This is a genomic window from Streptococcus sp. 5004, assembly GCF_013276755.1.
Taxonomy (GTDB): domain Bacteria; phylum Bacillota; class Bacilli; order Lactobacillales; family Streptococcaceae; genus Streptococcus.
On sequence record NZ_VMLP01000007.1, the window covers coordinates 1 to 12,456 of the forward strand.

At 36.6% G+C, this 12,456-nt stretch carries 9 protein-coding genes; 5 read left to right on the forward strand and 4 right to left on the reverse strand.

Features of this window, described 5'->3' with window-relative positions:
- Window positions 1-56 precede the first annotated feature (56 nt).
- Complete coding sequence (gene dinB, locus HT685_RS02510; RefSeq protein WP_173226192.1) at window positions 57-1,118, reverse strand: DNA polymerase IV; 1,062 nt, start codon at window positions 1,116-1,118, stop codon at window positions 57-59.
- Window positions 1,119-1,355: 237 nt separating this feature from the next.
- On the opposite strand from dinB, the gene pflB reads away from it, so the two are divergent.
- Entirely contained in the window at window positions 1,356-3,680 is a 2,325-nt protein-coding gene (pflB, locus tag HT685_RS02515) for a formate C-acetyltransferase (protein WP_173226194.1), read from the forward strand.
- 263 nt (window positions 3,681-3,943) lie between these two features.
- Here the strand turns inward: pflB and HT685_RS02520 are convergent, their stop codons facing one another.
- The 3 genes from HT685_RS02520 to HT685_RS02530 all read right to left on the reverse strand — a co-directional run bounded on the left by HT685_RS02520 (window position 3,944) and on the right by HT685_RS02530 (window position 7,080).
- Entirely contained in the window at window positions 3,944-4,501 is a 558-nt protein-coding gene (locus HT685_RS02520; protein WP_000359824.1) for a DUF6036 family nucleotidyltransferase, read from the reverse strand.
- A complete protein-coding gene (locus tag HT685_RS02525) occupies window positions 4,494-4,778 on the reverse strand; it encodes a hypothetical protein (protein ID WP_050259685.1) in 285 nt (94 codons plus the stop codon). The genes HT685_RS02520 and HT685_RS02525 overlap by 8 nt, the downstream gene beginning before the upstream one ends.
- Before the next feature lie 1,078 nt (window positions 4,779-5,856).
- Window positions 5,857-7,080 carry an ROK family transcriptional regulator gene (locus HT685_RS02530; RefSeq protein ID WP_173226196.1) on the reverse strand — a complete coding sequence of 408 codons (1,224 nt, stop codon included), beginning with the start codon at window positions 7,078-7,080 and terminating at the stop codon, window positions 5,857-5,859.
- Between the two features lie 167 nt (window positions 7,081-7,247).
- Here HT685_RS02530 and HT685_RS02535 point away from each other — a divergent pair, with 167 nt between their 5' ends.
- The 4 genes from HT685_RS02535 (at window position 7,248) to lacG (ending at window position 12,392) form a co-directional block, all read left to right on the forward strand.
- On the forward strand, window positions 7,248-8,570 hold the full coding sequence (locus HT685_RS02535; RefSeq protein ID WP_173226198.1) for a PTS sugar transporter subunit IIC: 1,323 nt from the start codon (window positions 7,248-7,250) through the stop codon (window positions 8,568-8,570).
- A 1-nt stretch (window position 8,571) separates the two neighbouring features.
- Complete coding sequence (locus HT685_RS02540; RefSeq protein WP_173226200.1) at window positions 8,572-10,458, forward strand: DUF4838 domain-containing protein; 1,887 nt, start codon at window positions 8,572-8,574, stop codon at window positions 10,456-10,458.
- Window positions 10,459-10,625: 167 nt separating this feature from the next.
- A complete protein-coding gene (locus HT685_RS02545) occupies window positions 10,626-10,970 on the forward strand; it encodes a PTS lactose/cellobiose transporter subunit IIA (RefSeq protein WP_000836780.1) in 345 nt (114 codons plus the stop codon).
- 9 nt (window positions 10,971-10,979) lie between these two features.
- The gene (gene lacG, locus HT685_RS02550; protein WP_173226202.1) at window positions 10,980-12,392 is read left to right on the forward strand and encodes a 6-phospho-beta-galactosidase; all 1,413 of its coding nucleotides are present in this window, start codon (window positions 10,980-10,982) and stop codon (window positions 12,390-12,392) included.
- Window positions 12,393-12,456 lie beyond the last annotated feature (64 nt).

Below are 12,456 nucleotides of genomic sequence, written 5' to 3' on the forward strand. Positions count from 1 at the left end.
TGTTTTGAGCAGCCTGCGGCTAGCTTCCTAGTTTGCTCTTTGATTTTCATTGAGCATTAAAATCCAGTCATGGTAATCCCCAACAGGCGGACACCTCTTTCTTTCTCGCTTAACTCTTCATAGAGTTGCAGGGCGATTTGGCTTATCTGACTAGCATCCTGTGTTTTTTGAGCCAGACTTTTTCGTTTAGTGAGAGTTGAAAAGTCTTCGTAGCGGATTTTCAGAATGACAATTTTTCCAGCTTTTTCTTGTTGACTGAGATTGAGAGCGACTCGTTCTGATAGAAGAGTCAGCTCTTTTTTGATGTCTTCCTCGGCACGGAGAATCTTCCCGTAGGTTTTCTCCTTGCCGATTGATTTACGGATGCGATTGGATTTGACTGGGGAATTGTGAATGCCACGAGCCTTTCGATACAGCTCATAGCCCAGTCTGCCAAAGCGGTCTATTAGGGTCACTTCAGGAACTTCAAGTAGGTCAGCGCCAGTAAAAACACCCATGTGATGAAGCCGTTCCACCGTCTTTTTTCCTACTCCATGAAACTTGGTTACGTCCATTTGTTTGAGAAAATCCTCAGCCTGATCAGGTAGAATTACTGTCAAACCATGTGGTTTTTGATAATCGCTCGCCATTTTAGCTAAGAACTTGTTATAAGAAACGCCCGCGGAAGCAGTTAGATGGAGTTCTTGCCAGATATCTTTTTGAATGAGGCGAGCGATTTTGACCGCTGACTTGATACCGAGTTTATTTTCTGTTACATCCAAATAGGCTTCGTCAATGCTCATGGGTTCAATCAAATCTGTATAGCGCTTAAAAATCGCTCGAATCTGGAGTCCCACAGACTTGTATTTCTCATAATTTCCTGAGATAAAAACGGCCTGGGGACAACGCTCATAGGCTTCCTTGGAACTCATGGCAGAATGGACACCAAAAGCTCGTGCCTCATAGCTACAGGTAGAAACGACTCCCCGCCCACCTGTTTGCCGAGGGTCGCTTCCGATAATGACAGGTTTTCCTCTGAGTTTAGGATTATCTCTGATTTCTACCGCAGCAAAAAAGGCATCCATGTCAATATGGATGATTTTTCTTGACAAATCATTTAACAAAGGAAAAATCAACATACCTATCCTCTTTTTACCGCTTATTCTCTTTTATTATACTCTTTTTTCTGAAAAAAGGAAAAGAGGCTTTATTTTTTTCAAAAATATAATACAGTTTGAAATAAAATGTAGACTGTTTTAGAAAAGAAAGTGTAAAAATAGGGAATTTTCACTTGTTGAAATCGGTTACTGTGTGGTATACTTGTCTCATAAATGTAACAGATGGTTGTTACTAGAAAGAAAAAAGAGGACATTAACATGGTTGTTAAAACAGTTGTTGAAGCACAAGATATTTTTGACAAAGCTTGGGAAGGCTTCAAAGGCGTAGATTGGAAAGAAAAAGCAAGTGTATCACGCTTTGTACAAGCTAACTACACACCTTACGATGGAGACGAAAGCTTCCTTGCAGGACCAACAGAACGTTCACTTCACATCAAAAAAATTGTAGAAGAAACGAAGGCTAACTACGAAGAAACTCGTTTCCCAATGGACACTCGTCCAACATCTATCGCTGACATTCCAGCAGGATTTATCGACAAAGAAAACGAAGTTATCTTCGGTATCCAAAACGATGAACTCTTCAAATTGAACTTCATGCCAAAAGGTGGTATCCGTATGGCTGAAACTACTTTGAAAGAAAATGGATACGAACCAGACCCAGCTGTTCACGAAATCTTTACTAAATACGTAACAACAGTTAACGACGGTATCTTCCGTGCCTACACTTCAAACATCCGTCGCGCTCGTCACGCTCACACTGTAACTGGTCTTCCAGATGCATACTCACGTGGACGTATCATCGGTGTTTACGCACGTCTTGCTCTTTACGGTGCAGACTACTTGATGCAAGAAAAAGTAAACGACTGGAACGCAATCGAAGAAATCGATGAAGAAACAATCCGTCTTCGTGAAGAAATCAACCTTCAATATCAAGCATTGCAACAAGTTGTTCGCTTGGGTGACCTTTATGGGGTTGATGTTCGCAAACCAGCGATGAACGTTAAAGAAGCTATCCAATGGGTTAACATCGCCTTCATGTCTGTCTGCCGTGTTATCAACGGTGCTGCTACATCCCTAGGACGTGTGCCAATCGTATTGGACATCTTTGCGGAACGTGACCTTGCTCGTGGTACATTTACGGAATCAGAAATCCAAGAATTCGTTGATGATTTCGTTATGAAACTTCGTACAGTTAAATTTGCTCGTACAAAAGCTTATGACCAATTGTACTCAGGTGACCCAACATTCATCACAACTTCTATGGCTGGTATGGGTAACGACGGTCGTCACCGTGTTACTAAGATGGACTACCGTTTCTTGAACACACTTGACAACATCGGTAACTCTCCGGAACCAAACTTGACAGTTCTTTGGACTGATAAATTGCCATACAACTTCCGTCGCTACTGTATGCACATGAGCCACAAACACTCTTCAATCCAATACGAAGGTGTAACAACAATGGCTAAAGACGGATATGGTGAAATGAGTTGTATCTCATGCTGTGTGTCTCCACTTGACCCAGAAAATGAAGAACAACGCCACAACATCCAGTACTTCGGTGCGCGTGTAAACGTATTGAAAGCCCTTCTTACTGGTTTGAACGGTGGTTACGACGATGTTCACAAAGACTACAAAGTATTTGACATCGAACCAATCCGTGACGAAGTTCTTGAATTTGAATCAGTTAAAGCTAACTTTGAAAAATCTCTTGACTGGTTGACTGACACTTACGTAGATGCTTTGAATATCATCCACTACATGACTGATAAGTACAACTACGAAGCTGTTCAAATGGCCTTCTTGCCAACTAAACAACGCGCTAACATGGGATTCGGTATCTGTGGATTTGCCAACACTGTTGACACATTGTCAGCTATCAAATACGCTACAGTTAAACCAATCCGTGATGAAAATGGCTATATCTACGATTACGAAACAATCGGTGAATACCCACGTTGGGGTGAAGATGACCCACGTTCAAACGAATTGGCAGAATGGTTGATCGAAGCTTACACAACTCGTCTACGTAGCCACAAACTTTACAAAGACGCTGAAGCTACAGTATCACTTTTGACAATCACATCTAACGTTGCTTACTCTAAACAAACTGGTAACTCACCAGTCCACAAAGGTGTATACCTCAACGAAGATGGTTCTGTGAACTTGTCTAAACTTGAATTCTTCTCACCAGGTGCTAACCCATCTAACAAAGCTAAAGGTGGCTGGTTGCAAAACTTGAACTCACTTTCTAGCCTTGACTTTAGTTATGCAGCTGATGGTATCTCATTGACTACTCAAGTTTCACCTCGCGCTCTTGGTAAGACTCGTGACGAACAAGTTGATAACTTGGTAACAATCCTTGATGGTTACTTCGAAAACGGTGGACAACACGTTAACTTGAACGTTATGGACTTGAACGATGTTTACGAAAAGATTATGTCTGGTGAAGATGTTATCGTACGTATCTCTGGATACTGTGTAAACACTAAATACCTCACTCCAGAACAAAAAACTGAATTGACACAACGTGTCTTCCACGAAGTTCTTTCAATGGATGATGCCTTGGATGCGTTGAGCTAATCAAGTTCTTGAATAATGAAATACGGAACCCTCGGTCAGTCGACTGAGGGTTTTGTGTTTGGGATAGTGTGAGCAATTCCTTCGGCGCAATATGCAATGTTTTTGGAAAGGAATAGTGGACCGAATCTGAAATAGCCCGCTGAAACGACTCAAATAGTGCTAGAAATTGACTGGAATTCTCTAAGCGATTTGTTCAGTTTTTATTTCATTTCATCATAAAAATAAGACGACTGGCTAATTGACAATCATCTTGTTTGATACTGTTAATAAAATTCGCGAAGTTTATCTTGATTTTCTTTAAAAAATTTTTCTAACCAATCCATACCATAAGCATAACTAAAACCTTCTAAGAGAACAGAGAGGTCAATAGTATCAAATCCCATGTCTTTTAAATATTTAAAGGTATCGAATGGTGAATGAAAGTTTTTGTATTTAATAATTGCACCAATATCTTTCAAATCCTGCTCCCTGATACTCATCATCTTCATTCCTAACACATACTCAATAGGGACTACTAAAACGGTCAGATTCTCAAATGAGTACAAGGATTCACATAAACTTAAGGGAGGTTGTTTGTTCATATTTGCAACATGATTGTTGAGCCATAACTCTTCGTGGGTGTTAAGATTAAACTGTTTTCCTACACGAGCAATAATTTCATTGATTTTCTGATTTTGGTCATAAAAAGCATCAACATCTTGTGTGGCACGTAAACCATGATATTCTAAGACATAACCACCGACACAGATAATTGTTAAAGTCAGATTTTCCTGAATTAATTCCTTATTTAGGGCTTGGAAGACCGGTTTCATTTTATCCATGCTTGTATTTCTCCATCAATTTTTGAACATTGGTTAACTTAGCAGGTTTATTTAATGAAATCACATATTTATGAGTTGGAGTATGCTCTTGAAAGGCATACTTCAAGCTAATTTTTTGAAAATGAGTTAGTTCTTTGGAGTCTAGCAACTTTTCTACATCTTGGTTTGTTAAATAAGAATAGTCTTCAAAAATAACTTTTCGCAAATAGCGAAACCAATGGCTTGCGTTGAATTGTGATTGTTTGGATGCCTGTATCATATAATCGTACCAATCCATTGTCTTCCTCCTATGAAATTTAGTTTATCTTATTGTAGTTTATATTCAAAAATGTAGTTTTTCTTAATTAGCTCGTATCTATAGGATGATACTGAAAATTATCTTGTTGCTTTAAATCACAATCGAAAAATTCTGTTTTTCATCTTAGAAAAGAGTGTTTAGAAATGTAAAATGAACCTTTTTTCTTATCCGAAAACCTTACTAAAGTATATAATTTAGGAAGTCAATTCTGTATGATAATGTTTGTACTATCGTCGAGTTTTTGCTTGATTGCCTAACGAGATAAATTTTAGAAGAATTTTCGGTGTGATTTGACAAGCTTCTGACTGGAAGGATAGTTACACTAGTATTGTTCATTAAAATGAGGAGATAGAGAAAATTTGGAATCCATTTGCTTATTATCAATCGTTTTTTTAGCTTATTTGTCTTAGATTGGTATAGAACTGATTTATGGATTGATCCTCTTGTATCTTATCCCGTTCCTAAATATGTTGGTAGAAAAATGAAGCAGTTGTTACGAGTGTCTGTATTGGGAAAAATTTTGTCTATACAATTCTTTAAATGATATGAAGGCTAGGAATGCCAACACACTGACATATTTCGTTTGAATCTCATCCAATCCCTATACTTGTATTTGTAGAAATGCTATCAGTAATACATTCGCGAATACTATGATTTACAACAGTGTGGTCGTACATCTTTGTAAGTTTATTATACAACAACCATTTACAGGTGTAAAGTTGAGCAGTGTCTTTAGTAAATTTAGGGACTTGTTTTGTCACAGTTTTGATACCTGTATTCGTTGTTTCATGAGCATTTAACGTTCCTCTTCATGTAGGCATTTCAACAATTAGAATGATATTTTTCCGAGGATGAACTTATATATTGTGACTTTTTAGAGTTATGATGCCTCTTGATTTGACTACCGCTATCAATTTCATCCACTTTTACAGTTTCATGCAACATAGCGAGAAGGCGGTTTCCTATATGGAAGTCGTCTTGTTTTCATATTGTCTAAATACGAGATATTTACTACAGGTTATAGTTGATTTAAACAAGTCTATAGATTTCTAATATATTAAGGTGAAATAATATCTTGTAATACATTGCTATGTTCTATGAAAAAAGCGACGATAGCTAATGCACAAGCTCCTATACTTCCACGATGTTTGTTGTAAGGTAAAATTTCAATTTCTATATTACGAGTAAAGGGAACGAAGTGGAGCTGATCTTGGATTTTATCCCTGACTTCATGAGTGAAAGGTTGATAATTAAGCAATTGACTGTTGATATAGATTTTATCAGCAGGATTGATGAGGAGAAGATTTGCAATAGAAGTGGCCAATAAATTGACTCCTTTATCAATTTGTTGGCGTAAAGCGGAGTCGCCTAAGTTGTAAGCTGTTAAAAGGGTATCTAAATGAATGTCTTTTTCAGTCTTTACAAGGCTTTTTAGTACAGTTAGTTGGGAATTTTTAAATAATAATTGGGCATGTTTGATTAACCAAGCATCCGAAATATATGTTTGTAAACAACCTTTTTTTCCGCATTCACAATATTGCCCATTCAATTCGACAATGGTGTGTCCAATTTCTCCGATATAAGGATTTTTAGAGGCTCCTATTTTTTCTTTTGTGAAAAAGGAAGTGTAAATACCTAATCCAGCGTGTAGGAAAATAAAGTTATCGGGGGTATTGTGTGGATTAAAAAGGTATTGTCCTATAGCCATACAATCAATATTATTTTTTACAATAAAAGGAAAATTGAAATCTTTAATTACATTTAATAAATTAAAAGATTCCCATATGGGGTTGTTTGTAATGATGCTTCCGGAGTCTTTGTTATAATGTCCAGGTATTGATAAGCCAAATCCAAGTAATTTTGTCTCCAAAGGGACATACTCTATAGCTGTTTTTATCATATTGGTAATGGTGGAATTGATTTCTGAAATAGGATAATCTTCATTCAAAATTTCTGCCTCGAAAAGAGTTTTCCCTTGTAAGTCACATAGACTGAGAAAGATACCTAAGACATTTATTTCAATACCTCCAACAACATACGGAATATTATCTGTGATAGAAATAGTTTTTCTACGTCTTCCGGATCCGGAAAACTCGCTAAATTCATCACCAGTTTCGTATATGAGGGACTGTTCACTTAGCTCTTTTATGATGTTAGTCGTTGTTGCTGGAGTAAGTCCTGTTTCATTAACAATATCTGTACGGGATGTTGCTGGATTTCGATATAGAAACTCCAGTATAGTGGCTCTATTTTGTAAAAAGGCTGATTGTTTTGTAATCATTTGTTTCCTCCTTTGGTTTATTTTATATTAAACATAAGAAAAAATCAATTAAAATTATTATTCTATACAAAGAAAAAAATATTGTAAAAACAGTAAAAAATATATTGACAACGCTTTCTGTTAGTGGTATATTTAATTTATAAAAAATAAAAAAAGGAGTTCCGGTGATGAACAATATTTTAGCGTTTTTAGAAACAAAAGTCGCTCCGTTTGGTGAAAAAGTTGGCAACCAACGGCATTTGAAAGCTATTCGTGAAGGATTTATGATGGCAATGCCTTTGATTTTAGTCGGCTCTTTATTTCTTATTCTAATCAGTTGGCCTCAAGAGGCTTTTACAAATTGGCTGAATAGTGTTGGATTGCTAAGTATCTTGACAACTATGAATCAGTCAACAGTAGCGATTATCTCCTTGGTCGCTTGTTTCGGTATTGCCTACAGGTTGTCGGAAGGATATGGTACAGATGGTCCATCGGCAGGGATCATAGCCTTATCCAGTTTTGTATTGATGGCACCTCGTTTTTCGAGTATGGTTTATGATAAAAATGGAGAGCAGGTCAAGCAGTTATTTGGCGGCGCAATACCATTTTCTAGCCTGAATGCATCTTCTTTGTTTATGGCGATTACCATTGGATTGGTTACAGCAGAGATTTATCGTATGTTTATCCAGCGCGGAATTACGATAAAAATGCCAAGTGGTGTCCCAGATGTAGTAAGTAAATCATTTTCAGCTCTTTTACCTGGTTTTACTACTTTTGTTTTGTGGGCTTTGGTCTTAAAAGGTCTTGAAGCGGCAGGAGTTGCAGGAGGTCTCAACGGACTCCTAGGTGCAATTGTTGGAACACCGCTTAAGTTAATTGCAGGAACGCTTCCAGGTATGATTCTATGTGTTATTGTAAACTCATTCTTTTGGTTCTGTGGAGTTAATGGGGGACAAGTTTTAAATGCTTTTGTAGACCCAGTTTGGTTACAATTTACTACAGAAAACCAAGAAGCTGTGGCTGCAGGACAAACACTCCAACACATTATTACATTACCGTTTAAAGATTTATTTGTATTTATTGGTGGCGGTGGAGCTACTATTGGTCTTGCGATTTGTCTCTTCCTATTTAGTAAGAGTCGTGCTAATAAAACATTAGGTAAGCTAGCTATTATACCGTCTATCTTTAATATCAATACAGCTATTCTATTTACGTTTCCAACGGTTTTAAATCCGATTATGCTGATTCCGTTTATTGCTACTCCTACAATCAATGCCTTAATTACCTATGTATCAATGGCTGTAGGATTAGTACCTTATACAACAGGTGTAATCCTTCCGTGGACAATGCCACCGATCATAGGAGGATTCCTTGCGACAGGGGCTAGTTGGCGAGGAGCTCTATTACAAGTTGTGTTAATTTTGGTTTCTGTGGCAATTTATTATCCATTCTTCAAAATTGCAGATAAACGCAATCTTGAAAAAGAAAAAGCTACTGTTGGAGGGGAATAAGATGGTTATCAGAGTATTTGATCAGCAGAAAAATGCTTATTCTAGCTTTGCCTTAGAGGAATTAAGTTACTATATGAATCGGGTCTTTAAGACTGACATAGAACTTGTCGAGGAGAAGGAAGCGGATATTTTTGTAGGATTAGTCAATAAAGAGGATAGAAAAGACCATGTTCTTATCTCATTAGACAAGGGTAAGGGGAGAATTGAGTCTAATACAATTGTAGGTTTACTTATTGGAATTTACCGAATGTTTCATGAATTTGGGGTTGTGTATACTAGACCAGGGCGCGGACATGACTTTGTTCCAGAGTTACGATTTGAAGATTTTTTAGATAAAGAGCTATCTATAGATGAAACAGCCAGTTACTATCATAGGGGAGTATGTATAGAGGGAGCGGATTCATTTGAAAATATACTAGATTTTATTGATTGGCTACCTAAGATTGGGATGAACAGTTTTTTCATTCAGTTTGAAAATCCCTATTCTTTTTTGAAACGTTGGTATGAACATGAGTTTAATCCATACCTAAATAAAGAAAAATTCTCAAATGAATTAGTACAAGAATTGAGTGATAGGTTGGATAAAGAATTGCAAAAAAGAGGTCTTATTCATCATCGTGTTGGTCATGGATGGACAGGTGAGGTTTTAGGTTACTCTTCAAAATTTGGCTGGGAATCAGGTCTTAGTATTTCAGAGGAGAAGAAACCCTATGTCGCTGAAATAAACGGGAAACGAGAATTGTTTAATACGGCTCCGATTTTAACCAGCCTGGATTTTTCAAATCCAGATGTAGCTGATAAGATGGTAGAAATTATTACGGATTATGCCAAGAAAAGACCTGATGTGAATTACTTACATGTATGGTTGTCGGATGCTCGTAATAATATTTGTGAATGCGAAAACTGTAGACAAGAATTAGTTTCGGATCAGTATATTCGTATTCTCAATCAATTGGATAGGGCTTTAACGAGTGAGGGATTAGATACAAAGATTTGTTTTCTGCTTTATCATGAGTTGTTATGGGCACCTCGGAAAGAAAAATTAGATAATCCTGAACGCTTTACCATGATGTTTGCACCGATTACAAGAACATTTGAAATGAGTTATGCAGATGTAGATTTTGACAATTCCATACCTACGCCTAAACCTTATATGCGTAATAAAATTATACTTCCGAATTCTCTTGAGGAAAATTTATCTTATCTTTTTGAGTGGCAAAAAACATTTAAAGGAGATAGTTTCGTATATGACTATCCTTTAGGGCGTGCTCATTATGGCGATTTAGGCTATATGAAAATTAGTCAAACTATTTACAGAGATGTATCTTATCTTTCAAACCTACATTTGAACGGGTACATTTCGTGTCAAGAATTACGTGCCGGATTCCCTCATAATTTTCCTAATTATGTCATGGGGCAAATGCTCTGGAAGAAGACAAGAAGTTATGAAGAATTGATTGAAGAATACTTTTCTGCTTTGTATGGGGAAAATTGGCAGTCTGTTGTTGAATATTTAGAAAAATTATCTAGTTATTCCTCATGTGATTATTTTAATGCAATTGGCAGCCGTCAAAATGATGTTTTAGCGAATCATTATTATATAGCTTACAATCTAGCTGATAATTTTTTACCAATTATTGAGGAAAATATTTCTAAGTTATTAAATAGTCAAAAGGATGAATGGAAACAGCTCAGTTATCATCGTGAATATGTTGTTAAGATGGCGAAGGCTTTATATCTTCAAGCAACTGGAAAAACAAGGCAAGCTCAAGATGAATGGAGAAATGTGTTGAATTATATCCGTGGGCACGAATTACTATTCCAATCTAATTTGGATGTTTATCGTGTAATTGAAGTAGCAAAAAATTACGCTGGTTTCCACTTATAAATCATAAGTATAGAAAATGAACTAAGGTATTCAGAGAAGATTGATCCTAAATATTATGAAATTTAAGGATTTTTAAGATATTTAGGGTCAACTTTCTATTTGTATCGTAGCGAAGTCATTTTAATAATGATGTGTAAAAGATGGATCAAGATTGAGGAGGAAGAAAGATGAAATCAAAAGAAGAAATAAATATGCTTGGTTTTACAATTGTCGCTTACGCAGGAGATGCAAGGTCAGATTTGATGGATGCTTTGGCGTTTGCGAGAGATGGATATTTTGAACAGGCAAGAGAATTGGTTGAGTCTGCAAACGACTCAATAGTGTCTGCCCATCGAGAACAGACTAATTTATTAGCGGAGGAGGCATCTGGAGATAATTTTGAAGTGAGTTTTATCATGATTCATGGTCAAGATACTTTGATGACAACGATGCTATTGTATGATCAGGTAAAGTTTTTTATTGATGAATATGAACGAATTCGAAAGATTGAAGAACATATTGGTTTGCAATGAGGATTAGTCATGGAAAATTTACAGGTTAAAGCCTTACCGAAGGAGTTTTTATTAGGAGCTGCTACCGCTGCTTATCAAGTAGAGGGTGCAACTAGGGTAGATGGCAAAGGAATAAACATGTGGGATGTTTATTTGCAAGAAAATAGTCCGTTCTTACCAGATCCAGCTAGTGATTTTTATTATCGTTACGAAGAAGATATAGCCTTGGCGGCAGAACATGGTTTGCAGGCTTTGCGTTTATCTATTTCCTGGGTTCGCATATTTCCTGATATAGATGGGGAGCCGAATATATTGGCTGTTCAGTATTACCATAGAGTCTTTCAGTCCTGCTTAAAACATAATGTGATTCCGTTTGTTTCTTTACATCATTTTGATTCGCCTCAGAAAATGTTAGAAACAGGGGATTGGTTGAATAGAGAGAATATTGATCGTTTCATACGATATGCTCGCTTTTGTTTCCAAGAATTTACAGAAGTCAAGCATTGGTTTACAATCAATGAACTGATGTCTCTTGCTGCAGGTCAATATATAGGAGGTCAGTTTCCTCCGAATCATCATTTTCAATTATCTGAAGCAATTCAAGCGAATCATAACATGTTGTTGGCGCATGCTCTTGCAGTCCTCGAATTTCATCAATTAGGGATTGAGGGAAAGGTAGGTTGTATTCATGCGTTAAAGCCAGGCTATCCTATTGATGGGCAAAAAGAAAATATTTTGGCAGCTAAACGGTATGATGTTTATAATAATAAATTTCTATTAGATGGAACTTTTTTGGGCTACTACAGTGATGACACGCTTTTTCACTTGAATCAAATATTGGAAGCTAATAATTCTAGCTTTATTATAGAAGATGGTGACTTAGAAATTATGAAAAGAGCTGCACCTCTTAATACGATGTTTGGGATGAATTATTATCGTTCAGAATTTATTCGTGAATACAAAGGTGAAAATAGACAAGAATTTAATTCAACAGGAATAAAAGGACGGTCCTTTTTTAAATTAAATGCTCTAGGTGAATTTGTAAAAAAGCCTGGGATTCCGACAACAGATTGGGATTGGAATATTTATCCTCAAGGCTTATTTGATATGTTGCTTCGTATCAAAGAAGAATATCCTCAACATCCGGTCATTTATTTAACTGAAAATGGTACAGCCCTTAAAGAGGTTAAGCCAGAGGGCGAGAATGATATTATTGATGACAGTAAAAGAATCCGTTATATTGAGCAACATTTACACAAAGTTTTAGAGGCTCGAGATAGGGGAGTCAATATTCAAGGCTATTTTATATGGTCTTTGCAAGATCAATTTTCTTGGGCGAATGGCTACAATAAGCGATATGGTCTTTTCTTTGTTGATTATGAGACACAGAAGCGATATATTAAGAAAAGTGCTCTTTGGGTAAAAGTGCTAAAACGGAATTAAGGTTAGCGATTTGACTGATGTTTAATATATTTTAACTATGAGCTTAAATTTTTTACAGGAGGAG

What these genes read in the sequence shown, in the direction of transcription:
- dinB (WP_173226192.1), bottom strand. Translation starts at nt 1,118, where the DNA reads ATGTTGATTTTTCCTTTGTTAAATGATTTGTCAAGAAAAATCATCCAT.
- HT685_RS02525 (WP_050259685.1), bottom strand. Translation starts at nt 4,778, where the DNA reads ATGGATTGGTACGATTATATGATACAGGCATCCAAACAATCACAATTC.
- lacG (WP_173226202.1), top strand. Translation starts at nt 10,980, where the DNA reads ATGGAAAATTTACAGGTTAAAGCCTTACCGAAGGAGTTTTTATTAGGA.
- HT685_RS02535 (WP_173226198.1), top strand. Translation starts at nt 7,248, where the DNA reads ATGAACAATATTTTAGCGTTTTTAGAAACAAAAGTCGCTCCGTTTGGT.
- HT685_RS02545 (WP_000836780.1), top strand. Translation starts at nt 10,626, where the DNA reads ATGAAATCAAAAGAAGAAATAAATATGCTTGGTTTTACAATTGTCGCT.
- HT685_RS02530 (WP_173226196.1), bottom strand. Translation starts at nt 7,080, where the DNA reads ATGATTACAAAACAATCAGCCTTTTTACAAAATAGAGCCACTATACTG.
- HT685_RS02520 (WP_000359824.1), bottom strand. Translation starts at nt 4,501, where the DNA reads ATGGATAAAATGAAACCGGTCTTCCAAGCCCTAAATAAGGAATTAATT.
- pflB (WP_173226194.1), top strand. Translation starts at nt 1,356, where the DNA reads ATGGTTGTTAAAACAGTTGTTGAAGCACAAGATATTTTTGACAAAGCT.
- HT685_RS02540 (WP_173226200.1), top strand. Translation starts at nt 8,572, where the DNA reads ATGGTTATCAGAGTATTTGATCAGCAGAAAAATGCTTATTCTAGCTTT.